The 24,960-nt window shown below is 41.8% G+C and carries 24 protein-coding genes and 3 pseudogenes; 18 read left to right on the top strand and 9 right to left on the bottom strand.

The features are described 5' to 3' along the window. Positions 1 to 5 precede the first annotated feature (5 nt). The 7 genes and pseudogenes from ACZ8ZH_RS12070 to ACZ8ZH_RS12040 all read left to right on the top strand — a co-directional run. Positions 6 to 131, top strand: a pseudogene (locus ACZ8ZH_RS12070) (LysR family transcriptional regulator); the annotation flags it as partial. A 344-nt stretch (positions 132 to 475) separates the two neighbouring features. Beyond that, positions 476 to 1,730: pseudogene (locus ACZ8ZH_RS12065) on the top strand (NRAMP family divalent metal transporter). Positions 1,731 to 1,765: 35 nt separating this feature from the next. Further along, positions 1,766 to 2,548: a LamB/YcsF family protein gene (locus ACZ8ZH_RS12060; protein ID WP_119063515.1), complete on the top strand. Its 783-nt coding sequence runs from the start codon at positions 1,766 to 1,768 to the stop codon at positions 2,546 to 2,548. After that, positions 2,541 to 3,347, top strand: coding sequence for a putative hydro-lyase (locus ACZ8ZH_RS12055; protein WP_119063514.1), 807 nt, complete (start codon positions 2,541 to 2,543; stop codon positions 3,345 to 3,347). The genes ACZ8ZH_RS12060 and ACZ8ZH_RS12055 overlap by 8 nt, the downstream gene beginning before the upstream one ends. A gap of 33 nt (positions 3,348 to 3,380) precedes the next feature. Beyond that, entirely contained in the window at positions 3,381 to 4,964 is a 1,584-nt protein-coding gene (locus ACZ8ZH_RS12050; protein ID WP_119063513.1) for a 5-oxoprolinase subunit B/C family protein, read from the top strand. Beyond that, entirely contained in the window at positions 4,964 to 6,685 is a 1,722-nt protein-coding gene (locus ACZ8ZH_RS12045; RefSeq protein WP_119063584.1) for an acetyl/propionyl/methylcrotonyl-CoA carboxylase subunit alpha, read from the top strand. The genes ACZ8ZH_RS12050 and ACZ8ZH_RS12045 overlap by 1 nt, the downstream gene beginning before the upstream one ends. Positions 6,686 to 6,824: 139 nt before the next feature. After that, positions 6,825 to 7,747, top strand: a pseudogene (locus tag ACZ8ZH_RS12040) (IS5 family transposase). A 315-nt stretch (positions 7,748 to 8,062) separates the two neighbouring features. On the opposite strand, the gene trmB reads toward ACZ8ZH_RS12040, so the two are convergent. Next, positions 8,063 to 8,779 (bottom strand): tRNA (guanosine(46)-N7)-methyltransferase TrmB, encoded by a 717-nt coding sequence (gene trmB / locus ACZ8ZH_RS12035; protein ID WP_119063583.1) that lies wholly within the window; start codon positions 8,777 to 8,779, stop codon positions 8,063 to 8,065. 192 nt (positions 8,780 to 8,971) lie between these two features. Here trmB and ACZ8ZH_RS12030 point away from each other — a divergent pair, with 192 nt between their 5' ends. Then, a complete protein-coding gene (locus tag ACZ8ZH_RS12030; protein WP_470247933.1) occupies positions 8,972 to 11,428 on the top strand; it encodes an ExeM/NucH family extracellular endonuclease in 2,457 nt (818 codons plus the stop codon). A 67-nt stretch (positions 11,429 to 11,495) separates the two neighbouring features. Here ACZ8ZH_RS12030 and ACZ8ZH_RS12025 read toward each other — a convergent pair whose 3' ends face one another. Further along, complete coding sequence (locus tag ACZ8ZH_RS12025; RefSeq protein WP_119063511.1) at positions 11,496 to 12,938, bottom strand: SulP family inorganic anion transporter; 1,443 nt, start codon at positions 12,936 to 12,938, stop codon at positions 11,496 to 11,498. A 219-nt stretch (positions 12,939 to 13,157) separates the two neighbouring features. On the opposite strand from ACZ8ZH_RS12025, the gene ACZ8ZH_RS12020 reads away from it, so the two are divergent. From ACZ8ZH_RS12020 to ACZ8ZH_RS12010, 3 genes are all read left to right on the top strand, one after another. Then, positions 13,158 to 13,769, top strand: coding sequence for a glutathione binding-like protein (locus tag ACZ8ZH_RS12020; RefSeq protein ID WP_078388936.1), 612 nt, complete (start codon positions 13,158 to 13,160; stop codon positions 13,767 to 13,769). A 155-nt stretch (positions 13,770 to 13,924) separates the two neighbouring features. After that, positions 13,925 to 14,506: an NAD(P)H-dependent oxidoreductase gene (locus tag ACZ8ZH_RS12015; RefSeq protein WP_086208403.1), complete on the top strand. Its 582-nt coding sequence runs from the start codon at positions 13,925 to 13,927 to the stop codon at positions 14,504 to 14,506. Positions 14,507 to 14,521: 15 nt separating this feature from the next. Next, positions 14,522 to 14,833: a putative quinol monooxygenase gene (locus tag ACZ8ZH_RS12010; RefSeq protein ID WP_119063510.1), complete on the top strand. Its 312-nt coding sequence runs from the start codon at positions 14,522 to 14,524 to the stop codon at positions 14,831 to 14,833. Positions 14,834 to 14,873: 40 nt separating this feature from the next. On the opposite strand, the gene ACZ8ZH_RS12005 is transcribed toward ACZ8ZH_RS12010, so the two are convergent. The 6 genes from ACZ8ZH_RS12005 to ACZ8ZH_RS11980 form a co-directional block, all read right to left on the bottom strand. Continuing rightward, entirely contained in the window at positions 14,874 to 15,605 is a 732-nt protein-coding gene (locus tag ACZ8ZH_RS12005; RefSeq protein ID WP_119063509.1) for a hypothetical protein, read from the bottom strand. 179 nt (positions 15,606 to 15,784) lie between these two features. Continuing rightward, positions 15,785 to 16,570, bottom strand: coding sequence for a thiazole synthase (locus ACZ8ZH_RS12000; RefSeq protein WP_004696243.1), 786 nt, complete (start codon positions 16,568 to 16,570; stop codon positions 15,785 to 15,787). A gap of 12 nt (positions 16,571 to 16,582) precedes the next feature. After that, the gene (thiS, locus tag ACZ8ZH_RS11995; RefSeq protein WP_078388931.1) at positions 16,583 to 16,780 is read right to left on the bottom strand and encodes a sulfur carrier protein ThiS; all 198 of its coding nucleotides are present in this window, start codon (positions 16,778 to 16,780) and stop codon (positions 16,583 to 16,585) included. Positions 16,781 to 16,799: 19 nt separating this feature from the next. Next, positions 16,800 to 17,165, bottom strand: a complete 366-nt coding sequence (locus ACZ8ZH_RS11990; protein WP_004982244.1) for a DUF423 domain-containing protein — start codon at positions 17,163 to 17,165, stop codon at positions 16,800 to 16,802. A gap of 130 nt (positions 17,166 to 17,295) precedes the next feature. Next, positions 17,296 to 18,165 carry an RNA polymerase sigma factor RpoH gene (gene rpoH, locus ACZ8ZH_RS11985; RefSeq protein ID WP_086208401.1) on the bottom strand — a complete coding sequence of 290 codons (870 nt, stop codon included), beginning with the start codon at positions 18,163 to 18,165 and terminating at the stop codon, positions 17,296 to 17,298. A gap of 141 nt (positions 18,166 to 18,306) precedes the next feature. Beyond that, positions 18,307 to 18,540: a sulfurtransferase TusA family protein gene (locus tag ACZ8ZH_RS11980; protein WP_119063508.1), complete on the bottom strand. Its 234-nt coding sequence runs from the start codon at positions 18,538 to 18,540 to the stop codon at positions 18,307 to 18,309. Between the two features lie 391 nt (positions 18,541 to 18,931). Between ACZ8ZH_RS11980 and ACZ8ZH_RS11975 the strand changes: the two genes are divergently transcribed. Together ACZ8ZH_RS11975 and rhlB are read left to right on the top strand one after the other, a co-directional pair. After that, positions 18,932 to 19,144, top strand: a complete 213-nt coding sequence (locus ACZ8ZH_RS11975) for a cold-shock protein (protein WP_004648643.1) — start codon at positions 18,932 to 18,934, stop codon at positions 19,142 to 19,144. Positions 19,145 to 19,242: 98 nt separating this feature from the next. Beyond that, positions 19,243 to 20,394, top strand: coding sequence for an ATP-dependent RNA helicase RhlB (gene rhlB, locus ACZ8ZH_RS11970; RefSeq protein WP_110975280.1), 1,152 nt, complete (start codon positions 19,243 to 19,245; stop codon positions 20,392 to 20,394). 60 nt (positions 20,395 to 20,454) lie between these two features. Here rhlB and ACZ8ZH_RS11965 read toward each other — a convergent pair whose 3' ends face one another. Further along, positions 20,455 to 20,835: a hypothetical protein gene (locus tag ACZ8ZH_RS11965; RefSeq protein ID WP_119063507.1), complete on the bottom strand. Its 381-nt coding sequence runs from the start codon at positions 20,833 to 20,835 to the stop codon at positions 20,455 to 20,457. Between the two features lie 236 nt (positions 20,836 to 21,071). Between ACZ8ZH_RS11965 and ACZ8ZH_RS11960 the strand changes: the two genes are divergently transcribed. The 5 genes from ACZ8ZH_RS11960 (at position 21,072) to gspM (ending at position 24,950) form a co-directional block, all read left to right on the top strand. Beyond that, positions 21,072 to 21,647 (top strand): nitroreductase family protein, encoded by a 576-nt coding sequence (locus tag ACZ8ZH_RS11960; RefSeq protein WP_086208397.1) that lies wholly within the window; start codon positions 21,072 to 21,074, stop codon positions 21,645 to 21,647. A 23-nt stretch (positions 21,648 to 21,670) separates the two neighbouring features. After that, the gene (locus ACZ8ZH_RS11955) at positions 21,671 to 22,744 is read left to right on the top strand and encodes an NAD(P)H-dependent glycerol-3-phosphate dehydrogenase (protein WP_119063506.1); all 1,074 of its coding nucleotides are present in this window, start codon (positions 21,671 to 21,673) and stop codon (positions 22,742 to 22,744) included. A 102-nt stretch (positions 22,745 to 22,846) separates the two neighbouring features. Next, a complete protein-coding gene (locus ACZ8ZH_RS11950; protein WP_470247738.1) occupies positions 22,847 to 23,302 on the top strand; it encodes a SixA phosphatase family protein in 456 nt (151 codons plus the stop codon). A 29-nt stretch (positions 23,303 to 23,331) separates the two neighbouring features. After that, the gene (gene gspL / locus ACZ8ZH_RS11945; RefSeq protein ID WP_086208394.1) at positions 23,332 to 24,471 is read left to right on the top strand and encodes a type II secretion system protein GspL; all 1,140 of its coding nucleotides are present in this window, start codon (positions 23,332 to 23,334) and stop codon (positions 24,469 to 24,471) included. After that, positions 24,471 to 24,950, top strand: coding sequence for a type II secretion system protein GspM (gene gspM, locus ACZ8ZH_RS11940; RefSeq protein ID WP_086208393.1), 480 nt, complete (start codon positions 24,471 to 24,473; stop codon positions 24,948 to 24,950). Before gspL ends, gspM begins: the two co-directional genes overlap by 1 nt. Positions 24,951 to 24,960: the final 10 nt, after the last annotated feature.

The following is a 24,960-nucleotide window of genomic DNA, read 5'->3' as shown; positions in this document are numbered from 1 at the left end:
CCTAAACCTTTCATTTCACCTCGATTTATATGCAAGGCAATGATGCAGCCTTGAAAGAGAAATTAACCGATGTCGCAGTCACTGTTTCTGAAAGTGCAATGAAAAGACTGCTTGAGAAAATTAAAAAATAATTGAGGCGTACCAGTTTTTTGACAAGTGAAGTTACTTTATCTCAAAACGTAATTTGTTTGAAAAACCATAAAAGCAGCTTATCGTGCGTGATAAGTAAAATTTATCATTAGACTTTTAATAAATAAAAAACATTAAAATACAGTTATTTGAGTTTAATAATTGATTTAAAAAGTCGTATTGTTCCTCGCGCTTGCCTATGTTCTTATTTCAAATAGAAGATTTGATCCACCATGGCTTTGGTTGGGCAACAGGGAATCTTTGTCAGTTAAATGGATTTAAGAACAGAATTTGCAAACAAAATGATGTTCTTGGTTCAACTTGAAAATAGCGTTATTAAGCTCAAATGGACGAGGAACGCATTAAATATGTCTTTATTAAAATCTTCTTTTTTATCAGATCGCCAATGGGCCATTGTTGCTTCAATCTTCATGATGGCAACCTCCGCAATGGGGCCCGGTTTTCTCACTCAAACCGCGGTCTTTACTGTGAAATTGGGTGCGGCGTTTGGCTTTGCCATTCTCGTGTCTATTTTGATTGATTATGTGGTTCAACAAAACATTTGGCGTGTCGTCACGCTGACGCAAATGCGTGCCTCGGATATTGCCAATAAAGCCTTACCGGGCAGTGGTTACTTACTGGCTTTTCTGGTCATTTTGGGTGGGTTTTTCTTCAGTATTGGTAATATTGCAGGCGCAGCCTTAGGTCTCAATGCCTTATTTGGATTAGACACCAAATGGGGTGGCATTTTAAGTGGTGCTTTGGCCATTTTAATTTTTGCTTCAAGAAAAGCTACGCTAGCCATGGATAAAAGCATGATCGTTTTGGGGTTGCTCAAAATCATCTTGATTATCATTGTTGCCGTCATTGTGATGCCACCTGTGGGTCAAGCTGTTCATCAAACGTTTGCACCCGACCAGATTGATTTTGCCATTATCACCACGATTGTCGGTGGAACGGTCGGCGGCTATATCTGTTATGCAGGCGCCCATCGTTTATTGGATAAAGGCGCGGTTGGCCCTGAAAATATTGATGAAGTCGCAAGAGCGGCAACCAAAGGTATTGTGGTTGTGGGCATCATGCGGTATGTGCTGTTTTTAGCTTTCTTGGGTGTGGTGGTCAGTGGTGCAAGCATTGATTTAGCCAGCCATGATGCCAATCCAGCAGCACAAGCTTTTCAATATGCCGCAGGAACTTTTGGTTATAAACTATTTGGTTTGATTTTCTGGGCAGCAGGGATTAGCAGTACCATTGGCGCAGCTTATACTTCGGTTTCATTCTTTACCGCATTTAAGAAAAACCTCAGTCCAAAACAAACCAACTACACCACCATTACATTTATCGCTTTAGCGTTATTGTTGTATGTGGTACTGGGCGCAACTCCTGCGGGATTGTTGATTTTTGTTGGTGGCTTTAATGGTTTGGTACTGCCAATTGGGTTAACGATTTTTGTTTATGTAGCTGCTTGCCGTAAAGATATGATGGGGAATTATAACTATCCAAAATGGTTACTTATTTTGGGTGTACTCACGTGTATGTTGACATGGTGGATGGGCTATATGTCCTTTACCACAGTCTTTAATTATTTAACCAAACTTTAAGCCAGACGACGGTGAAGTGATAAAGGAATTGAGCCATGTTTGTAGATTTAAATAGTGACTTAGGTGAAAGCTTTGGTTCGTGGAAAATGGGCAATGATGACCAAATTCTACCCGTGGTGACGAGTGCCAATATTGCATGTGGCTTTCATGCAGGAGATCCGCTGGGGATTTTAAAGACGCTGCGTAAAGCTGTTGAATTAAATGTCACGATTGGCGCGCATGTATCTTATCCAGACCTCGTCGGTTTTGGTCGCCGTAATATGGATGTGTCACGTGATGAGCTGATGGCCGACGTGTTGTATCAAATTTCCGCACTGGATGGTTTAGCCAAAGTGGCTGGTTCTCAAGTGCAATATGTGAAACCCCATGGTGCCCTGTATAACACCATTGCACACGATCAAGCTCAAGCCGCTGCGGTGATTGATGCCATCAAAATGTATAACCCAGAACTGGTTTTGGTGGCACTGGCAGGTTCCCACTTGGTTGAGCAAGCACGTGCAGCAGGCTTAAAGGTTGTCTCTGAGGCATTCGCAGATCGTGCTTATAACAGTGATGGCTCATTGGTTTCACGTCGTTTGGATGGGGCTGTTTTACATGATTCGGCCTTTGTGGCACGCCGTGTGGTGTCTATGTTGAAAAATGGTGGGGTTGAGTCGATTGATGGAATCTTTACCCCTATTCAAGCGGACACGATTTGCTTACACGGTGACACTGCGGGTGCTTTAGAAATGTCGGCTGCGATTAAAGCTGAACTGCTAAATCATCATATTGAAATTCGTCCCTTTGTCTTAAAGCATGAGGAAGTAAGCAATGTATAAGGATATCCGAGTTGATTCAACGCAGCTTGAAGCCGCTTTAGCCGCGCGTTTAAAAATTCGTGCAGGCTTTGACAAACCAACGGCGGGTATGGCTACGGGCATGACGCAGGTCAATATGATTTCAGTGCCTAAAGATTGGGCTTATGATTTTCTACTGTATGCACATCGCAATCCGCAAAGCTGTCCTGTTTTAGACGTGCTAGAGGAAGGTGTATATGCCACGAGACTGGCAGAAAACTCAGATATACGCACGGACTTTCCACGTTATCGCATCTGGAAAGAGGGTGAATTGGTCGATGAAGTCACCGATGCGAGTGACATTTATCATGCACATCCTGACTTGGTGACGTTTCTAATTGGTTGTAGTTTTTCTTTTGAAACTGCATTGCAAGAAGCAGGTATTGAAGTTCGTCATATCCATGATCAGACCAATGTGCCGATGTATTTGAGTAATATTCAATGTCAGCCTGCGGGGCGTATTTCGGGCAACATGGTGGTTTCTATGCGCCCAATTCCATCCCATCAAATCGCGGATGCCGTCAAAATTACAGCACGGATGCCAAGTGTGCATGGTGCGCCCGTGCATATTGGACATCCTGAAGGTTTAGGCATCCGAGATGTGAATCAGCCAGACTTTGGTGATGCTTCACGTATTGAGGCTGGGGAAATTCCTGTGTTTTGGGCTTGTGGTGTCACCCCACAAGCAGCGGTGATGAACTCAAAAATTCCTTTTGCTATTAGCCATGCACCTGGTCATATGTTTATTACCGACATTCCTGATCGTGCATGGATAGGTTAAGCGGCACGAAAGAACAATTAAAAGGATAAGCATATGCGTTTTTTATCGGTAAACGCGGATTGTTTTCTCATAGAGCTTGCCAGCTTAGAGGAAACATTGGCGTTGTACAATAAATTGCACACGATGCAATTGAATGGAATTAAAGACTTAGTCCCTGCTGCAAAAACAATTTTAGTGTTTTTTAATGAAATCGAGACCACTTTTAAAACACTGGTTGCTTCGATTCAGACTGTAAAAATTGGTTCAGGCATTGAGCGTAATGTGCAAGAGTTGATAATTCCTATCTGCTATACGGGTGAAGACCTTGCTCAGGTTGCAGCGTTACAAGGGCTTTCAATTGCTGATGTGATTTTGAAGCATCGTCAAAGTGTTTGGAATGTGGCCTTTATTGGCTTTGCACCGGGCTTTGCTTATATGAGCAGTCCTGATCGGCCTTTTACAGATATTCCTCGTTTAGCCGTACCACGTAAAAAAATACCGTCGGGTTCTTTGGGACTGGCAGGACAATATTCAGGGATTTACCCGAAAGATAGTCCGGGGGGCTGGCAGTTGATCGGTACGACTGCTGAAAAAATGTGGGATCTAGAGCGTAAAAATCCAGCGCTACTGTTACCGGGGATGACGGTACATTTTGAAGATGTCACACATCAACCGACCACGGTTAGCGTACCACAGCAAGTCACTTGTACAGTTGAGCCTAGACAATCCATGCCTTTGTTTACGGTAACGGCACCGAGTCTACAGATGTTGATTCAAGATGAAGGACGTTTTAATCAGACCAATATTGGGGTTGGTGTTGCAGGGGCGATGGATGTATCGGCGATGCACAGTGCAAATCGAATTGTCGGTAACCGAACTCCGACGCCTGTAATTGAAGTTTTAAATGGTGGTTTGAAAGCCAAAATGCATCAGTCCGCAGTCATTGCAGTTACGGGAGCAATTTCAAACATCCACGTGAAATTTAGTGATGGACAGAAGGCAGACTTTGAAAGTTATCAAGCGATTGCCCTTGATGAAGGCGATGAATTTCAGATTCAAGCACCGACGGCAGGGCTGAGGAATTATCTGGCGATTCGTGGTGGTATCGACGTGCAGCCTGTGCTGAAGAGTGCCTCATTTGATAGTTTGGCTGTATTGGGGCCAGAACCTCTAAAAATGGGGGATACGGTTTATCACGGACAGGTTGAAGTTTCAAATATTAGTGTCACCGAAGTTGCGAAGTTGCACTTGCCTAAAGTTGGCGATGTAGTAGAGCTCGACATTGTGATGGGACCGCGAACGGATTGGTTCGAAGCAGAGAGCATTGAGCGCTTATGCCAGCAAGCTTGGTTGGTGACGAATGAAAGCAATCGGGTTGGACTGAGACTCTCAGGTGAGCAGCCGTTGCGGCGCAAAATTACCCATGAGTTGGAAAGTGAAGGCACTTGTATTGGTGCCTTACAGATTCCACCCAGTGGTCAACCTGTACTGTTTATGAATGACCATCCTTTAACTGGTGGTTACCCCGTCATTGCGGCTGTGGCGAAGCATCATTGGGACTTGGTGGCGCAGATTCCAGCAGGTTGCCAAATCAAATTTAAAAAAATGACCGAATTTACAGATTTTGAGAATGAATGATGACGACTGAAAAATTATTAATTGCAAACCGTGGTGAAATTGCTGTTCGTATTATTCATGCTTGCCGTGATATGGGCATTACCTCAGTTGCTTTATATGCCGATGACGATATAGATAGTATGCATGTCGAACTGGCGGATGAAGCATGGGGTTTGGCAGGTGCAACTGCACGTGAAACCTATTTAAATATTCCAGCCATTATTGATGTTGCTAAAAAATCCAAAGCAACCATGGTTCATCCGGGTTATGGTTTTTTATCTGAACGTGCTGAATTTGCACAGGCAGTGATTGATGCAGGCTTAAAGTGGGTCGGACCATCGCCAAGTGCCATTGAAAAATTGGGTGATAAAATTGAAGCACGTAAAATCGCCGCTTCAGTGGGCGCACCTTTAGTTCAAGGCACACAAGACCCCTTAAATACTGCTGATGAAGCCCTCGAGTTTGCAAAGCAGTTTGGTTTACCCATTGCGATTAAAGCCGCATTTGGCGGTGGTGGTCGAGGTTTAAAAGTCGTTTGGAAACTGGAAGATGTAAAAGAGCTGTATGATTCGGCTGTACGTGAAGCACAAGCTGCTTTTGGGCGTGGTGAATGTTTTGTTGAGCAATACTTGGATCAACCACGCCATGTTGAAGCACAAGTGATTGCCGATCAACATGGCAATGTTGTGGTTTTAGGCACACGTGATTGTTCGCTACAGCGTCGTAATCAAAAACTGATTGAAGAAGCGCCAGCGCCTTTTATCAGCGATGCGATATATCAAGAAATTTTAACTTCGGCTAAAAATATCTGTCAGGCAGCCAACTATGTCGGTGCGGGTACAGTTGAATATTTGCTGAGCCGTGATGGAAAGCTTTCATTTTTAGAGGTGAATACCCGCTTGCAGGTGGAACATCCTGTTACTGAAGAAACGGCCAAAGTCGATTTGGTGGTTGAGCAAATTCGCGTGGCTCAAGGTCATGAACTTTCAATCAAAGAAACCCCGAAAGTGCAGGGGCATGCCATTGAGTTTCGTATCAATGCTGAAGACCCTGCTCGTGGCTTCATCCCTGCATTTGGTGTATTGAGTTTATTTGAAGCACCGTTTGGTCAGGGCGTACGCGTAGACACAGGTGTTCGTACAGGCTCTTTGGTATCGAGTCATTTTGATTCGCTTATGGCAAAACTGATTATCACAGGTCCAACACGTGAGGTTACTATTGCTCGTGCAAAACGTGCGCTTAAGCAATTTAAAATTGAAGGGGTTGCTTCGGTTTTAGACTTTCACCGTGCTGTATTAAATGAAGCTGATTTTGCCGACACATTTAATGTCCATACTCGTTGGATTGAAAATGATTTTAAGCAAGACTTAAAACCAACGAAACGCAGTATTCCGAATCATCAACAACCGATGTTACTCAGCTATATTGAAATTGATGGAAAATTACATCGTGTAGGCTTACCAGCGGGCATGTTTGCACAAAACTCTACCATCACTGCTCAAGACCAACCAGCTACAGAAACAGCCATGCGTGCTGAACATTTACTTGCACCGATCAATGGCGTGATTAGCACTTGGAAAATAGAAAACGGGGAGCAGGTCGCAGAGGGGCAAGTGGTTGCGATTATGGAAGCCATGAAAATGGAAGTCCCTGTACTTGCGCATCAAAGCGGAGTGATTCAATTGACGGTTCAGCAAGGAGCAACTTGTCACGCAGAGCAGATCATTGGCTCAATTTGCTAAAAATTTAATCATCTGAATGAACCTGATGCAGCAACTGGCTAAGTCAGGTTTTTCGTTTGGACATTTTTAAAAATGAGTGAGAGTGGCTTTGTTGCACAAAACTATTTTTGAAGGCTTATTTAAACAATATAATTTCCGAATCAAAAAGCTAGCACCTAAAATTTATCTCACAACTAATTGGCCCTCGTACAACCAAGCACTAATAAATAGAGGGAATATCTCTATTTGGTTTGATCCTACGACTCAATGGTACGCTCAACCACAGCCTAAACATGGACGAAATCAAACCTATTTTGATGCAGCGATTCAATGTTATCTGATGATCAAATCCCTATTTCGACTCTCTTTACGCATGGTTACAGGTTTTGTTCAAAGCCTAATTACACTTGCCAGATTAGATTGGACAGCGCCAGACTACACGAAGCTTTACATAAGGCAAAAACATATTGATATTGCGATTAACTACCAAAAATGTAGCATTGGGATACATCTACTCGTAGATTTAACTGGTTTAAAGTTTTTGGGTGAAGGTGAATGGAAACGAAAGAAGCATCAGCCTGAATATCGTTGACAATGGCGTAAACTCTATATTGGTATAGATGCTGAAACACTGTAAATACGGACAGTTCAGCTTACAACGAATAATGTCAGTGATTCATAGGTACTCGATGATTTACTTGGTCAGATTCCACTTGATGAACGAATAGACTCTGTCTATACCGATGGAGCTTATGACACAAAAAGATGCCGTCAAGTCATTGTGGATCGACAAACGCATGCGGTGATTCCATCAAGAAAGTATGCAAAGCCATGGAAAGATAAGAACGTGGGATCCATAGAGGGGAATGAGTTATTAAAAAAGTTAAGCGTCTAGGCGGAGCCCTTTGGAAAAAGTGGTCTAGATATCATTGGCGAAGTTGGGTGAAACTAAGATGTATTGCATCAAGTTATTAGGCAATAAACTCAGTAAGTACTAGGAATTTTGACAGTCAAATTAACGAGATTCGTGCACGTGTGGCAGTCTTAAATAAATTTACTGAATTAGGCCGACCTCACATTTAAGTTGTACCTTAAAGTTGATGTAGATTAATAATCTTTTGCTACAACATCAGTGACATATCTTTCGCCATAGTCTTTGAAAAAAATTGATTCTGTTTGTAGTGCATTTTCTTCTTTAGGGGATATGTCTTTTGATATTCCTCGAGACTAATTCAAGAAATTATTTTTTCTTGATACTTTTTTGAGACTAAAAAATATAGCATTGGTCAGAATTGTTTAGATACCATTGGATAATAATATAGCATTAAATATCATATATTTAATGCTATAAAATTATTTTAAAGACGAGGTTGGATTTGGTAGGATAATATGGTTTATTTAATTTATTTTCTTAAATAAGAAGTCGTTGATCTTATGGCCTTCTTCGAGTCCACGACGTTCAAATTTAGTTTGTGGACGCCAGTCTGGACGCGGGTAGCTGTTGCCTTTACCAGCCATATTTTCAAGATCTGGACGGTTATCAAGTACATCAATCATCCACTCTGCATACGGTTCCCAGTCTGTCGCTGCGTGGAATGTTCCACCCATTTCCAACTTTTGCTCAACCAGTGGCATACGGTCATGGGAAACGAAACGACGTTTGAAGTGGCGTTTTTTCTGCCATGGGTCTGGGAAGTAGAGTTGCACAGCGTTGATGCTGTTGTCTGGCATTTCACGTAATACTTGAATGGCATCTGCATCTAAAAGACGAAGATTGGTTAAACCTGCAATTCCAGCTTCATACACACATTGTGCGATCCCCGGAACATGCACTTCAATGCCGACATAGTTACGTTCAGGGTTGGCCTGCGCCATCAAGACCAATGAACGTCCCATACCAAAGCCAATTTCAACTGTGAGCGGACGTTCTGGATGTTCAAACTGTTGGCGTAAGTCACCTACAGGGTATTCCAAAATCATGTGACCATATTGTTCAAGCGCAGTGCGTTGCGAGGTGTTCAGCGGAGATGAACGACGCATAAATGTCACAATTTCGCGGTGTTCATTTAAGTTGTCTAGCTCGACGACTTGCTGGTCTAATTGATCATTCGTCATAATTTTGGCAGATGTAGAAATTCGAAAGCGGTATTGTAAGTCCTGAGCAGGACAAGTCAAATTTTTTACTCAGAATTTATCAAATTCAGCACGCTCTATTTTGATTAGCCTAAAAATTGTCATCATTTATTAATCATGATGTAACGAATAAAAATTAACCTGCCATACGATTTAACCAACTGATAAAAAATGATGAAAAATTTTAAGCCACAGATATTAAGCCTGAGCCTGATTTTGGCAGGTTGTTCTTTTCCCGCGTATGCACAACTATTATTTAGTCAGTATGTAGATGGCACTTCAAATAAGAAAGGATTAGAAATTTATAATCCAGATCCGACGACGGTCAATTTGGCAGAATATCAGATCAAGCAGTTCGCAAATGGCAGTACCAATGCAAATTTGACAGTGAGTTTGTCTGGGCAATTGGCAGCAAAGGGGTATTATCTGGTCGGGCATTCTGCTTTAAAAGAAGCGCTGGGCGATGCGGTACAACAGCAGGCGAACTTAGCTTTCAATGGTGATGATGCTTTGGTGCTTTATCATAATGGCATTGCGATTGACCGCTTTGGTACAGTGGGTGAAAGACCAAGCACTGGATGGGGTAGTGTTGCAACAGCGAATAGTTTTAAACGCACACTATTAAGTAATCATGTTTCCAGTGCAGGGATTGACGTTACCGCACCGTTTGATTTGGCATCGGCATGGGAAAAATGGTCAGACCGAAATGCATTTTCCAGTTATCTTGCTGGAAATACAGTGGCACCGCCATTGACCACCCTGAGCTGTAGTACGACAGCGACCCCAATTGCGACATTGCAAAGTGCAGCGCAAGATGTGGAATATGTAGTGAAAGGCGTAATCACGGCAGATTATCGTTATAACAATGGTTTCTCAGGTTTCTTTATCCAAACCCCAGATGCTCAAGCCCAAGCCAATACCAGCAACGCGGTGTTTGTCTATGTTCCCTCTTCAAGTAGCGTGACAGGTGGGCAAGTCGGGCAGGAAGTCATTTTTAAAGGCAAACTGAAAACCTATCAAAACCAACTGCAGCTTCAAGATTTAAGCAGCGATATTAACGTATGTAATCCTTCGGCGCATGATTTGGTTAAGCCAATGGCGATCAATTTGCCCTTTGATAATTTGACTGAAGTGTCAGGCCACGCACCAAAACGTTATCAGGGTATGTTGGTCAATATTCCTCAAACTCTAACGGTCAGTGAAAACTATGACTATGGGCGTTATGGTCAGTTGGCTTTAAGCCCTGCGCGTTTATATATTCCAACCAATTTATATCCTGCCAACTCAACGGAAGCCAAAGCGCTTGCACAACAAAATTTACGTTCTAAACTGATTTTGGATGATGGTTACAACAATCAGAACAGAACGCCGTGGTTGCCAACTTCTTTTAGTGCTAAAAACACCCTACGTACAGGTGCACAACTGCAAAATGTACAAGGCATTTTAGAATACCGTTATAACCAATGGCGAATTCAACCTGTGCTTGATGCAACAGCGCCGCAAGTCTTAGACGCGCAAAACCCACTTACGAGCGTTCCAGCAAAGGCTACACAACAAGTTCGTGTTGCAGCATTTAACGTACTGAATTATGACAATGGTTTGGCGCAAGGTTTTCCGACGGAACGTGGTGCAAGTTCTGAGGCTGAGTTTAAAAAGCAACATCAGAAAATTGTCAGTGCATTAAAAGCGATTGATGCAGATGTTTATGGTCTGATGGAAATTGCCAACAATGGTTATGGCGAGCGTAGTGCAGTTGCATATTTAGCCCAAGCGCTAGGCAGCGATTGGAAATATGTAACACCTCCAAATGCTGACAAACTCGGAACCGATGCGATTGCTGTTGCTATTATTTATAATGCTAAGCGGGTCAAACCAATCAATGTCGCAGCGGTCTTTGATGATCAGAGTCAGAAAAATCGTGTCACGATGGCACAAACCTTTCAAGCCCTATCAGGTGGGAAAACTTTTACAGTTATTCCCAACCATTTGAAGTCTAAAGGTAGCTGTCCAGATGATAAAACTTCGATAGAGGCAGATCAGGGCGATGGTCAAGGATGCTGGAATCCAACCCGCGTTAAAGCAGTGCAAGCGTTAATGCAATGGGTCGCAAAAAATCCAACGCAGGTGAGTAAACCAAATGTCTTACTGTTGGGGGATATGAATAGTTATGCCAAAGAAGACCCAATTTTGGCGCTTGAACAAGCCAACTATAAAGTCTTGTTGAATGATGAAAAAATTGGTCAGGGGAAAGCAGCCTATAGCTATGTCTTCGGTGTAGCCAGTAATGCCCAAGGTTATGGTGGCGCAGGCAATTTAGACCATGCGATTGCCGATGCAACACTTTATCCTTTGGTGAAAAAAGCATTTGCATGGCATATCAATGCGGATGAACCGACGGCACTAGACTATAACGAAGAATATAAAACTGAGGAGCAAATTGCTGCATTCTATGCAGACGATGCTTACCGCTCTTCTGACCATGATCCTGTGATTGTGGATTTAGACTTAAACGATGCAGTGGCTAATGAGGATGATAAAACCAGTGCGGGAAGTACAGGGCTGTGGTCTGCATTAGGGTTAATCAGTTTGGCCTTATATGGCAGTCTAAGACGCCGCAAGAATCAGCCTTAACTCTCTTTATGGATAATAATAAAAGGGCGTTATCGCCCTTTTATTATTATTATCTAGGGTTTCAGTTTTATGAGCTGATGCGGTCAATGAGGGTGCTGCTGGCTTCATTTAAGCCTAACACCTCGACCACTACACCGCGGGCTGCAAACTTTTCAACCACAGCATTTAACATTTGGACTGAAGTCATATCCCAAATATGTGCATGGCTGAGTTCAATTTCAACCTTCTGAATATGTTCGTTAAAGTCAAAAAACTGAAAGAATTTCTCTGAGCTGCTAAAGAAAATTTGACCGCTCACTACATAGCGACGGGTATGGTTATGCAGTTCAGATTGAACATGGACTGTACTTTCCAGTTTGTTGATGAAAAATAATGCGGACAGTAAAACTCCGACAAAGACACCCAAGGCAAGATTATGTGTGGCTAAGACAATGATCACGACACTCAACATGACCATATTACTTTGTAATGGGTGTTTAGCGATGTTTTTAACCGAGTCCCATTGAAAGGTTGTAAATGCCACCATGATCATAATGGCAACCAATGCCGCCATTGGAATATAAGACAGCCAGTCTTTAAAAAACACCACCAAACACAGTAAAAACACACCAGCCACTAAGGTTGAAAGTCGAGTACGCGCACCTGAGCTGACATTAATCACAGACTGTCCAATCATGGCACAACCTGCCATACCGCCCATAAAACCGCTCACAATATTTGCCATACCTTGTCCGCGACATTCTTGATGACGGTCACCTTCAGTGCCTGTGACTTCATTCACTACTGTAGTGGTCATCATGCTTTCAAGCAAACCGACGGTCGCTAATGTGATGGCGTAAGGAAAGATAATTTGTAGCGTTTCAAAGGTCAGTGGAATATCAGGCAGAAGAAAAATAGGTAAAGTATCGGGGAAATGACCTAAGTCACTGACCATACGCATATCCGTGCCGAAAAACAGCGCCAAAGCGGTCAGGACAAGAATACAAATAAGCGGTGAGGGAATGCTTTTCCCCACTTTAGGCAGATAGGGAAACAGATAAATCACAGCGAGGCCAAGTGCAACAAATGCATAGCCCCAGTGATTCATTTGGCTGAGTTCTGGAAGCTGGGCCATGAAGATTAAAATTGCCAGTGCATTTAAAAACCCATACACCACTGACTGCGACACAAAACGCATCAGTTTGGCGACTTTAAAATAACCCGCAATGATCTGAATGACACCAGTGAGTATAGTTGCCGCCAGTAAATACTGTAGGCCATGCTCTTTGACCAGCGTGATCATGAGTAGAGCCATCGCGCCTGTAGCAGCTGAAATCATGGCTGGACGACCGCCAAAAAAAGCAATGCTCACTGCGATACAAAAGGAGGCATACAGTCCGACTTGAGGGTCTACACCTGCAATTGCTGAAAAAGCAATAGATTCGGGAATTAGAGCAAGTCCTACCACTAAACCAGCAAGAACATCGGTACGAATGTTAGAAAACCATTCATCTTTTTTAAGGCTAATCACAGATCAAATTCATTTTAGGGTCAAGGGGGCTATGTTAAAACAACTCTGTTGCAAATTGCAGTGTTGTTGTACTTGAAAAAAAATGTGAATTAGACAATATTCAATAGGCGAACGAATGATTTTTCGTTTACGCTTTTTTGCAATTTACAGGTTTTGATCACTTGAAAGTTTGTTAGAAGCCATTTAAAACAGAGAATAGAGTTATAACAAGGATCAGATATGAAGCTTTATTATGCACCGGGTGCGTGCTCGCTTGCGGCGCACATTATCCTCAATGAAATTAATGTTGACTTTGATTTAGTCCGAGTAGATTTAAAAACACATAAAACAGAAAAAGGTGCTGATTATTACGAAATTAATCCAAAAGGATATGTACCCGCTTTAGAAATTAATCCAGGTTTGATTCTGACTGAAAATGTAGCCATTTTGCCATTTTTAGCACAACATGATCCAAAACAAGATCTTATTCCGCCATCAGGCTTAGGGCGTGCCAAAGTTTTAGAATGGCTAGGTTATTTAAACTCTGAATTGCACGATGCTTATGCCGTTTTCTTCGGTGCGCCATTAGATGCTGCTGCCAAAGAAAAAGCCTATGCAGAGATTGATCGTTTACTCAGTTATATTGACAAACAAATTGGTGAGTCGGATCATGACTATTTGGTCGATGATAATTTTGGCCCTGCGGATGCATATTTATTTGTCCTCACCAATTGGTCAAATGGCATCGAACATGATTTATCACCGTATAAAAATATTATCTTTATCCGTAATAAAGTGGCTGAACGTCAGTCAGTACAAATTGCAATGCGAGATGAAGGTCTAATTCCTTAATTTTGATGCATTGAAGAAGCGCCGAAAGGCGCTTTTTTCTACTTTAAAATTTATTGTTGATATTTAGTCAATAATATTTTGCAGATTCACTACTTTTTAGCGCTGAACAGAGTCTCTATAGTGCCTACATAGATTTTGGCTTTTGGGCTCTTCCAATGAAAAATATTTTATTAATTAACGGTGCAAAAACCTTTGCACACTCGAATGGCCAGTTAAACGATACCTTGACTGAACTTGCACAAGAGGTCTTGTCAGGTTTAGGGCATCAGGTTCAAGTGACCCGTGCCGATAGCGAATATGATGCAAAAGTTGAAGTGGAAAAATTTCTGTGGGCAGACACCGTGATTTACCAAATGCCAGGTTGGTGGATGGGTGCGCCGTGGACTGTGAAAAAGTATATTGATGATGTCTTTACCGAAGGGCACGGTAGTCTGTATGCCAATGATGGTCGCTCACGTGCAGATGCTTCAAAAAAATATGGTTCAGGCGGTCTGATTCACGATAAAAACTATATGCTGTCGTTGACATGGAATGCACCGATGGATGCATTTAACGATACTGAACAATTTTTTCATGGGGTTGGGGTCGACGGGGTTTATTTACCTTTTCACAAAGCCAATCAGTTCTTAGGAATGCAAACCTTACCGACGTTTATTGTGAATGATGTGATTAAAGCACCCGAAGTTGAAGCCTATATGGCACAGTACCGTAACCATTTGACGCAAGTTTTTGCTTAATTCGGAGAGGCAACGATGTTAACTGTAATAGCTGAAATTATTTGTCATTCAGAGCAAGATTTTAAAACGGTTCTTGATTCATTCAACAACATTCGTGAGCAGGTGTTACAAGAGCCTGGTTGTCATCGTTATGACGTGCATATTGATCATCCTACTGTTGAGAGTGCATTACAGACCAAAGTACCGTTTTCAATCATGATGTATGAAAAATGGGAAAGCATGCAGCATTTAGAAACACATATGCACAGTGTTAATATGCAGCAACATGCTCAAGCAACCGAAGGTGCAGTTGCTCAGGTGCAAATTCGTATTTTAGAAGCGCAATAAGCGATGCATATGAGTTTGATAAAGCTTTTCTTCGCTCTATCTATTTAAACTCAAGTGGTTCATTGAACTGAACCTGTTCGAGTTTCAGTGCATAACGCTGTTTGAGGGTTGACCATTGAACTTTGACAGGTTGTGTAGTTTCAGCAAATTCATTTTCACCTGTCGTATTTTTTACTTTGCCTGTCATAAAGTTGATACTTCGCGCCGTGATGTCGCCTGATGCACGGTGGAAATCATCGACATCATAACCAATCAGTTTAAATGCACGGTCTTGGTAGCGAAAGGTATATGTGTGATTGGTCACATACCACGAACCACAGCTTAACCAGTAGTGCAGATGAACTTTGAGCACGCCTTTTTGAATGCTTAACGCTTCAGTTTCACCGAGTGGATCTGCGAGGCAAGGGGACTCTAGGTCGCCTTCCGTCGGCAAAGTGCTATTACTCGCTGCAAGTTGAAAACCCTGAGTATGCTTCAATAAAACCAAAAGCTTTCGTTCATTGATATTGAGGAGATTACTGCCTAAGCGATCATTTTTAACGATATGTTCAGGATTAGTATCTTCAATAATCAGGGCAATGTCCGCTTGACCATCTTGGTTTAAATCGCCTTGGACTTTTTCTAAAACCTTCCAGTTTTTTGGCACAAAAGCTTGGTAGCTCGTTTTGAGAGTCGGTTTTTCCTCTGCTTTGGCCCAAGCATTGCTTGCGAGTGTTATGAAAAATAAGGTATTGAGTATGAGTGTTGGTCTGATCCATTTTTGTATGGGCATCGTTTCCTCTCATTTTTATATGGTTATAGATGTTTGAAGATGGATATTATTGAGTGTATCAAAGAGTACGACGGAATGTCCCTACAAGCTAAGTCAGCATAAAATACTGACTTTATGTTGAAATAAATCAAAAAGGACTCCGAAGAATCCTTTTTGATTACTTAACACAGATCAATAGATTATTTAAAAAAATAACCCGTTTCTGGTGAGCTTGCATTGGCCATACGTTTGCGAGGCATACGGCCTGCGAGAAATGCTTCTCGACCCGCTTCAACTGCTTTTTTCATTGCAGAAGCCATTAAAATTGGCTGTTGAGCGGCAGCAATCGCAGTATTCATCAACACGCCATCACAGCCGAGTTCCATGGCAATGGCTGCATCGCTTGCCGTTCCAACACCTGCATCCACCAACACAGGAACTTTGGCATTTTCTTTAATGATAGAAATCGTGTGTGGATTTAAAATCCCTAGACCCGAACCAATCAAACTGCCTAAAGGCATGATGGCAACACAGCCCATGCTTTCAAGCTCTTGCGCCACAATTGGGTCATCTGAAGTATAGACCATGATTTCAAAACCATCGTCAATCAAGGTACGTGCCGCTTTCAATGTTTCGGTAATGTTTGGATACAGCGTTTTTTCATCGCCCAATACTTCAAGCTTGACCAAGTTATGACCGTCTAATAACTCACGCGCTAACATACAGGTACGCACGGCACTATTGGCATCAAAACAGCCTGCTGTATTCGGGAGAATCGTGTATTTTTCAGGTGGGACCACGGACAATAGGTTTGGTTGATCGGGATGCTGACCAATATTGACGCGACGAATTGCAACAGTCACGATTTCTGCGCCACTGGCTTGAATGGCCAAATCGGTTTCTTGCAGGTCCTTATATTTACCTGTGCCCACCAGTAGACGAGATTGAAATGATCTAGAACCAATGATGAGAGGGCTGTCTTGCATGTGAACTCCGTATTAACCGCCACCGACGGCATGAATAATTTCAATTCGATCCATTGCACAAATTGGGGTGTGTTCCAATTTACTTTTACTAATAATGTTTTCATTTTGCTCAACAGCAAAACGTTTGCCTTCAAGTGCAAAGGTTTGCACCAGCTCAAGCAGGGTTTTACATTCGGTATGCTGTAGTTCGCCGTTTAAATAAATCTGCATTGTGCTCATCTCTAGTTGTTTACTTGGCATATTTCATGGCATTCCATGCCAGAACCAACCAACCTGCAATCATCAATGCGCCACCAATCGGGGTAATTGCACCTAGGCCACGCGGTAAGCCCAATGCCATGACATACAGGGAACCACAGAAAAAGAAGATGCCGACTTGGATCAGTAAAAAGCTGGTTTTGATGGGAAGTTGCGGGATGACTTTGGCCAAAATGCCAAGCGCCAGTAAACCAAGCGCATGATAAAAAAAATAATCAGTTGCCGTTTGCCACCAAGCCAATTGAGCTTCAGTAGCACGTGCTTTGAGACCATGTGCGCCAAAGGCACCTAATATAACGGCAAACGCTAAATTTAGCGCTGAAATCGCAATCCACATAGGCAATGCTTTACTTATATCACTGTGCGCAACAAAGTAGCATATTTTGAAGACAGGTTAAAAGACAAAAAGCCTCATTTATTTACAAAAAAGAAAAGGGCATTTCGCCCTTTTCTATATCTATATCAACTTAGTTCGATGACATTGCCACTTTAATTTTTTCCATGGCATTTTTTTCTAACTGACGAATACGTTCTGCTGAAACATTATATTCAGCAGCCAGTTCGTGTAAGGTCGATTTTTCATCATCTAACCAACGACGCTGTAAAATATTTCGAGAACGGTCATCAAGCTGTTCCATGGCATCATGCAGGGCATTGGTGCTTTGTTCTTCGTAGTCGTCCTCTTCTGCTAAACGAGCAGGATCATAACGGTTGTCTTCAAGATACAAAGCGGGTGCAACGTGAGTTGATCCTTCATCGTCATCCTCCCCTTGAGCTTCAAATGCCGCATCATAGGCAGTCAAACGACCTTCCATTTCTAACACCTGTTCTGGTGTGACATTCAGATCATTTGCAATGGATTGAGCTTCTTGTAAAGTCAACTTCTTAGACGATTTTTTCAGACTACGTAAATTAAAAAACAGTTTACGCTGTGCCTTGGTGGTCGCAATTTTGACAATACGCCAGTTACGGATCACATATTCGTGAATTTCGGCTTTAATCCAGTGTACTGCAAAAGAGACCAAGCGTACGCCCATGTTCGGGTCGAAACGTTTAACGGCTTTCATTAAGCCCAAGTTACCTTCTTGAATAAGGTCACCTTGAGGTAAGCCATAGCCTGCATAACTGCGGGCAATATGAACCACAAAACGCAAATGCGACATGACTAGAAGTTTGGCTGCATCGAGGTCTTGGTCATAATAGTAGCGTTCAGCTAGCTCTTTTTCTTGTTCCGCTGTCAAAATCGGGATTTGGTTGACAGTACTAATATAAGCACCCAAGTTTACACCTGGTGCTGATAATGACAGGGGCATCAATTGATTGCTGCTGTCACTCATGTGTTCTCCTTAGGGATTTTCATTTTTACCCACTCATTGAGTTTTATCTTAATCCAAACTTCCAGCGAATAATGGAAAATTGGGTATAGAAATGTAAACTTTTATGCAAAATGTGAATACAGTTAGTGTAATCGAAAAGAATTAAGATTCAATGAAGTAGTGAAATTCATGCGCATTAATTTGTTTCAAAACGCAAGATAAATGATGGATTTCGCAATACCGTGTAACATCGGCTTGACTGTGTGGATCAGACGATTTTAGCAGCAAATGTTGATGAGTGCTCTTTTTGAGTGCGCGTTTAAGCAACAACAGAGGCATAGGGCAAGGCTGTCCGATTGCATCAATAATGTTGATATTTTGTTCAATATTACTCATATAGTTAGGCTAAGTTTTACAACATTTAGGCGGATAGAAATATTAGCAAATTCAGTGCCAAAACCCAACTATTTCATATTTTATAGGCCGATAGTCGCTATATCAAAAATTACAAATAACTAGTTAAAAAATATGCTGAATTAAAAAAGACGATTAATCAAAAAAAGGGTATGAATTGTTTTTAACCCATGTTAAGCTCGTCGCGTACTGGGATTTAATACAACTATAAATTGTTTTAACGCCTATTTTACAAATGGATGTAACCGGGATTTTGTTAATAGTTATACAGAATGATTACAAGCTTAGAAATAATAAATATTTTTAAACCTTGTTTGGTCTGCTGTTTGCAACACCGGGTGGTCCTTCTTTTAAATACAATGAGGATTAACTTATGACAGCTCGTGAACAAGGCGTAGTTAAATGGTTCAACGACACTAAAGGCTTCGGCTTTATCCAACGCAATGGCGGTGACGATGTATTCGTTCACTTCCGTGCTATCCAAGGCGACGGCCACCGTTCACTTCGTGACGGCCAACGCGTTGAATTCAGCGTTGTAAAAGGTCAAAAAGGCTTCCAAGCTGAAGAAGTACAACCTTTAGACTAATCGTCTGATAGTACTTAAAAACGCCCCAATGTAAATTGGGGCGTTTTTTGTTTATAATACGATTCGATTTTCGTGATTTTCCGTCAGAGCGCACATATATGTCATCAGGTTTTGAAACCTTAAATTTACATCCTCAACTGAAACAAGCCATTGATGCTTTAGGTTTTAAGGATATGACGCCTATTCAGCAAAAGGTTTTAAAATTCACTTTGGCAGGACATGATGCAATTGGTCGTGCACAAACAGGAACAGGGAAGACGGCTGCATTTTTAGTGAGCGTAATTAACGATTTGCTAAATAACCCGATTCAAGGCCAACGTTATCGTGGTGAACCACGTGCTTTAATTTTGGCACCTACGCGAGAGCTTGCACTACAAATTGAAAGTGATGCCAAAGAACTCACGAAATTCTCCGATTTAAATGTCGTGACTTTGTTGGGTGGTGTTGATTTTGATAAACAAAAAGCACAACTTGATAAAAAACCAGTCGATATTATGGTTGCAACTCCTGGTCGTCTGATTGACTTTGTTGAGCAAAAAGAAGTCTGGCTCGACCAAATTGAGTTTTTGGTTATTGATGAAGCCGATCGCTTATTGGATATGGGCTTTATTCCTTCAGTCAAACGTATTGTCCGTTTCTCCCCGCGCAAGGAACAACGTCAGACTTTGATGTTCTCTGCAACGTTTAGTTACGATGTTTTAAACCTTGCACAGCAATGGTTGTTTGAACCTGTAACAGTTGAAATTGAGCCAGAAAAGAAAACCAATGCCGATGTTGAGCAACGTGTGTACATGGTCGCAAAATCTGATAAATATAAATTACTACAAGACATTCTGCGCGATGAGCCCATTGAAAAAGTCATGATTTTCGCCAATCGCCGTGATCAAGTGCGTAAGCTGTATGACAACTTAAAGCGTGATGGCTATAAAGTAGTGATGTTGTCTGGTGAAATTGCACAAGACAAACGTTTGAAAATGTTAGATCAATTTAAAAATGGTCAACATAATATTATGATTGCAACTGATGTTGCGGGTCGTGGTATCCATGTAGATGGTGTATCGCATGTGGTGAATTTCACTTTACCTGAACAGTCGGATGACTATGTACACCGTATTGGTCGTACAGGTCGCGCAGGTACGCGTGGTGTGAGTATCAGTTTCTTATCTGAAGATGATGCGTTCTATCTACCAGAAATTGAAAAAGCCATTGGGCAAAAACTTCCCTTGACACGTTTAGACGGCTATTGCTAATCGTTTGAAGTGATTGGTATAAAAAAACCGCTCAGATGAGCGGTTTTTTTTATGGCATCTTTATTTTGCTTTACAAGAAAAAGTCAGGACTGTTTGATAGTCACTGTCTTGGTTAATGCCTGAATTTGTACCCGAAATAGAGCCTAGTACAGATGCGGCTGCTTGAATCATTTTTCCAGTTTCGTCACTCACTACGCCTTTTAAAGCACCTTGATATTCAGTTTTTTCATCACTCACAATCGCCGTTGTTTTAGAACCGCAAGTTTTCGCTGCTGCTTCAATCGCGTTGTTTTTTGCAATCAATGCAGTTTTACCAATACCTGTAACTTCGTATTGATTATCTGCTTTTTGTATAGCGAGAGAGTTACTTGGCGTTGATGCACAAGCACTCAGAAGAAGTATCACAGCAGCTGTTCCAGCCATAACGATATTTTTTTTCATTTTTGTAGCCCAGTTGTGTTTAATAAATGAATGGTTGTATTTGAACATAGCTTTTAGAAGCTAAGGTGAAAGAAATGTACGAAAAATATGGTCTTTTCGATACATTTCTATAAGATTTTTGGATTTTAAAAATAAGTTTTGCTGAAAATGGGTATTTCATAACGAAGCGCTAGAGCAAACTTTTCAGAGTATGCTAATCTAAAACGTATTTTTTAATTTGAAAGATTAAGCACCCAATGACGGAACTCGAAGTAGATATCGTTCATCAAAATATGCATCAACGTCAATCGCTTGGACATTTAGTCGAACCTGCACCGAATGCGGAACAATTAGAACGGGCCTTTCAAGCTGCCTTGACTGCACCTGACCACCATCGTTTAAAACCGACTCGTTTTATTGTAATCGCTGAAGATCAGCGTGAGGCATTTGGTGAGCTTTTGTCACAAGCCTTGGCAGATTTAGGTGAAACGGAAGTGGCACAGTTGGATCGGGTCAAAAATCATCCTTTTCGTGCGCCTTTATTGGTATTGGCTTTAACCAAGTTTCAACAACACCCGAAAGTCCCTTATTTTGAGCAGACTTTAAGTAGTGGTGCTGCGATTCAAAACTTTATTTTGTCATTACAGGCGCAAGGCTTTTCAAGTATGTGGCGTAGTGGAGCAGTGGTGGAATCGGAATATTTAAAAAAGGCTTTAGGCCTCACCGCAGATGATTTGATTTCAGGTATTTTATACATTGGTACAGCATTTAAAGCGATTCCTCCACGTGCTGAGATTCAAACCCAAGATTACGTAAGTTATTGGAATCAATAGTTCCGTTTTAGGATATAAAAATAATGTCAGAGTTAAAGTTTTCAGATTTGGTTGAACCTGTAGCAGTGAATCAAAAAACAGCACTACGTATTACGGTTTTGGGCGGTGGTAGTTTTGGTACTGCTATGGCAAATACGGCTGTTCGTAATGGTTGCGATACCATGATTTGGATTCGTGATGAAGCCGTTGCGGCGGATATCAATGCGACGCATGTGAATAAGCGCTATTTGCCTGATTTTAAATTGGAAGATGGTTTGCGTGCAGTTTCAAATATGGAAGAGGCGGTTCGTGATCGCGACATTATTTTAGTGGCGATTCCAAGTCATTCTTTTCGTGATGTCCTCAAACAAATCAAACCGTTTATTACTTCGCAAGCGGTGGTGTCTTTAACCAAAGGTATCGAAGCCAATACCTTTAGTTTTATGAGTGATATTATTCGTTCTGAGTTACCTGAAGTGCCTTATGGGGTATTGTCTGGTCCAAATTTGGCCAAGGAAATTGTCGCGGGGCAACCAGCCGGAACAGTGATTGCAAGCGAGTCCGAGCTAGTGCGATATGCAGTGCAACAAGCGTTACATAGTGCTTTATTTCGTGTTTTTGCTAGTGATGATGTGCATGGGGTCGAACTGGGCGGTGCGCTTAAAAATATTTATGCTGTTGCAATGGGTATGGCGGCAGCCTATAAAGTCGGTGAAAATACCAAGAGTATGATTTTGACACGTGCTTTAGCTGAAATGAGCCGTTTTGCTGTCAAGTTAGGGGCAAACCCACTCACTTTCTTGGGCCTGTCTGGTGTGGGGGATTTATTTGCAACCTGCAGCAGTCCACTCAGTCGCAATTATCAAGTAGGGTTTGCATTGGGGCAGGGCAAGAGTTTGGAACAGGCAACCACTGAACTCGGACAAACGGCAGAAGGGATTAATACCATTGTGCAAGTGAAAGCGCGTTCCGAAGAGTTGGATGTGTATATGCCGATTACTAGCGCGTTATACAGTGTGATATTTGAAAATGCACCGCCAATGACAATTGCGCTTTCATTGATGAAAAATGGACATCGAAGTGATGTGGAATTCGTTTTACCACATCATGAAGTTTAAAATGATAGAAAAAGGCTGATAAAATGGACTGTTGAATGTCCAAAGTGACAGTATTGTCATAAAAATTAATTAAAATAATCAGGATTTGAATAAGGATTTTTTATGCAACTGACTTTAGTTCGTCATGGTGAAGCTGCACCACCGATGATGGGGAATGATAGCAAGCGACCATTGACAGAAAGAGGGCATGCACAAGCTGAACAGACTGGTGACTTTTTAAAGTCACGTATTCAACCAGATGTATTTGTCGTGAGCCCTTTGTTACGAGCACAGGAAACCTTGGCGCACATTAAACAGCATTTTGCTGATGTGCCTGTCGTGGTGTGTAATACTATTAAACCCGATGACGATGCTAAGGCTGCGGTTGAGTGGTTGTCACATTTACCCTATGAGTCTATTGTTGTGGTATGTCATATGAATGTGGTGGCACATATAGCATCTATTTGGGTAACAGAATCATTTAACCCTTATGCTTTGGCAGAAGTTCGTATTTATGAGCAAGCAGTCATTGCAGAGGGCTTGTCGACACAAACAAAAGCATTTATACCTAGTATATAAAAAATAATTCAAACGGCAGAATATAATACATGTTGCAAATTTGGATGCCCGAAGCCGATGGAACATGGCACTGGTCTACAGGGGAAAGATGGCAAACTGCTTATACACTTGAGCAATTGATCCAAGATATACAAGCTCATCATGGTGAGGAAGCAACCGTTTTCTTTCCAAGTCGAGATGTGCAAATGATTCAGCAAAACATACCTAAGGCTCAATACAAACAATTGGGTGCTGAAGGGGTGAGATATTTGCTCGAAGAATATGTGCTGAGCTCAATTGACCAGATGAAGGTTCTACACCACTTTCAAGCGCCTGAGCAGTTAACGGTGTTAGGTATTGCAAATCATCGCTTAGAAACATTGCAACATGCACTTAGCTTAATTCCTGTGAAATTGGTGAGTCTATTACCAGACTTTTTGATTCTGCCAGAACCGACAGCAGAACAGGTTATACTGGGCTGTATTGAAGAACGCTTGTTATTTCGTTCTAATACATGGTTGGGTGGCTCGATTGATGATCTTTCGGTGTTCTTAGATTATCAAGCGCCTGAGCAAAAATATAAAATTTGTAATTTTACTGCTTCACACATGCACAGTCTAAGTGCCCGTGTGACACAGGAGCAGCTAGAGTCTTTTCACTATGAGTGGGTTGCCTTGCCAAGAGCAAAGCAACATCCGTGGAATGTGTTACCTAAAGTTAAAGAGCAGAGCAGCTCAGGAGGTTACTGGAAAGCCTGTGCTGCGGTCTTGGTTGCATTGATTGTGACGCAACTCGCTTATGATACAACTCGTTGGTATCAAAACAAAAAAATAGCAGACCAAGTTGCGGTTCAAGCTGTCGATCAATTTAAATATTGGTTTGGTGCGAATTATCCTGTGACCGAGCAAACGTTACGAAGTCAGTTTGAATACCAGCTAAAAATGAATAAACAAGCTGATGCACAAGCTTTATCTTTGCTTAGTCGAGTTGGTCCTGTATTGATGCAACAGCAAATTGTGGCCAATCAGGTGGTATATGAAGCGAATACTTTGAATATGCAATTGAAGGCAAATTCGGCAGACGCTTTGCAAGCACTTACTCAGCAACTGAACCAACAAGGTTTTCAGGTTGAATTAGGCAATATCCAGCCGACTACGGGTGGGGCCATTGGAATGGTGAAAATACAATAATGAAAGCCATGCAAAATTTACAAACAGTTTTCGATCAGCGTTTAGAGGTAATCGGTGTTTATTTTGACCGTCTTACACCGCGCGACCGTATATTGGCTATCTTCTTGGTCGTTTTCGTCTTGGTGAGCTCGATAGGGGCTACACTTTGGTATACCCATGCTGCGGCAGAGAAACAGCAAAAACGCGTGAATCAGCTCAAGGAAACCATGACATGGATGCAGAGCAATGCAGTCACCATGAAGTCAAGTTCTGATGGGCAATTAACACCGATGGAGCAAATCCAGCGTATCGCCCAGCAGCAAGGCTTATCGGTTACTTCACAGCAAAATGCTGAACAAATTCAGTTGGTCGTGAGCCATCAGAACTATGTGATTTTGGCCAATTTTCTGACGCAGTTAATACAAAATGGTTTAAGTATTGAAAAGATGGAATTGGTCTCAGATGCAGGGCAGATTAAATTATCGGCGAGCGTGAAATAATCGCTAAAAA

The sequence above is a fragment of the Acinetobacter sp. SW-226 genome, assembly GCF_055632855.1.
The sequence above is the reverse complement of the archived record's forward strand: the minus strand, read 5'-3'. Positions and strand labels throughout refer to the sequence as shown.

Excerpts from the sequence above, each read along its gene's own strand:
- ACZ8ZH_RS12060 (WP_119063515.1), top strand. The coding sequence starts at position 1,766 with ATGTTTGTAGATTTAAATAGTGACTTAGGTGAAAGCTTTGGTTCGTGG.
- ACZ8ZH_RS12055 (WP_119063514.1), top strand. The coding sequence starts at position 2,541 with ATGTATAAGGATATCCGAGTTGATTCAACGCAGCTTGAAGCCGCTTTA.
- ACZ8ZH_RS12050 (WP_119063513.1), top strand. The coding sequence starts at position 3,381 with ATGCGTTTTTTATCGGTAAACGCGGATTGTTTTCTCATAGAGCTTGCC.
- ACZ8ZH_RS12045 (WP_119063584.1), top strand. The coding sequence starts at position 4,964 with ATGACGACTGAAAAATTATTAATTGCAAACCGTGGTGAAATTGCTGTT.
- trmB (WP_119063583.1), bottom strand. The coding sequence starts at position 8,779 with ATGACGAATGATCAATTAGACCAGCAAGTCGTCGAGCTAGACAACTTA.
- ACZ8ZH_RS12030 (WP_470247933.1), top strand. The coding sequence starts at position 8,972 with ATGAAAAATTTTAAGCCACAGATATTAAGCCTGAGCCTGATTTTGGCA.
- ACZ8ZH_RS12020 (WP_078388936.1), top strand. The coding sequence starts at position 13,158 with ATGAAGCTTTATTATGCACCGGGTGCGTGCTCGCTTGCGGCGCACATT.
- ACZ8ZH_RS12015 (WP_086208403.1), top strand. The coding sequence starts at position 13,925 with ATGAAAAATATTTTATTAATTAACGGTGCAAAAACCTTTGCACACTCG.
- ACZ8ZH_RS12010 (WP_119063510.1), top strand. The coding sequence starts at position 14,522 with ATGTTAACTGTAATAGCTGAAATTATTTGTCATTCAGAGCAAGATTTT.
- ACZ8ZH_RS12005 (WP_119063509.1), bottom strand. The coding sequence starts at position 15,605 with ATGCCCATACAAAAATGGATCAGACCAACACTCATACTCAATACCTTA.
- ACZ8ZH_RS12000 (WP_004696243.1), bottom strand. The coding sequence starts at position 16,570 with ATGCAAGACAGCCCTCTCATCATTGGTTCTAGATCATTTCAATCTCGT.
- thiS (WP_078388931.1), bottom strand. The coding sequence starts at position 16,780 with ATGCAGATTTATTTAAACGGCGAACTACAGCATACCGAATGTAAAACC.
- ACZ8ZH_RS11990 (WP_004982244.1), bottom strand. The coding sequence starts at position 17,165 with ATGTGGATTGCGATTTCAGCGCTAAATTTAGCGTTTGCCGTTATATTA.
- rpoH (WP_086208401.1), bottom strand. The coding sequence starts at position 18,165 with ATGAGTGACAGCAGCAATCAATTGATGCCCCTGTCATTATCAGCACCA.
- ACZ8ZH_RS11980 (WP_119063508.1), bottom strand. The coding sequence starts at position 18,540 with ATGAGTAATATTGAACAAAATATCAACATTATTGATGCAATCGGACAG.
- ACZ8ZH_RS11975 (WP_004648643.1), top strand. The coding sequence starts at position 18,932 with ATGACAGCTCGTGAACAAGGCGTAGTTAAATGGTTCAACGACACTAAA.
- rhlB (WP_110975280.1), top strand. The coding sequence starts at position 19,243 with ATGTCATCAGGTTTTGAAACCTTAAATTTACATCCTCAACTGAAACAA.
- ACZ8ZH_RS11965 (WP_119063507.1), bottom strand. The coding sequence starts at position 20,835 with ATGAAAAAAAATATCGTTATGGCTGGAACAGCTGCTGTGATACTTCTT.
- ACZ8ZH_RS11960 (WP_086208397.1), top strand. The coding sequence starts at position 21,072 with ATGACGGAACTCGAAGTAGATATCGTTCATCAAAATATGCATCAACGT.
- ACZ8ZH_RS11955 (WP_119063506.1), top strand. The coding sequence starts at position 21,671 with ATGTCAGAGTTAAAGTTTTCAGATTTGGTTGAACCTGTAGCAGTGAAT.
- ACZ8ZH_RS11950 (WP_470247738.1), top strand. The coding sequence starts at position 22,847 with ATGCAACTGACTTTAGTTCGTCATGGTGAAGCTGCACCACCGATGATG.
- gspL (WP_086208394.1), top strand. The coding sequence starts at position 23,332 with ATGTTGCAAATTTGGATGCCCGAAGCCGATGGAACATGGCACTGGTCT.
- gspM (WP_086208393.1), top strand. The coding sequence starts at position 24,471 with ATGAAAGCCATGCAAAATTTACAAACAGTTTTCGATCAGCGTTTAGAG.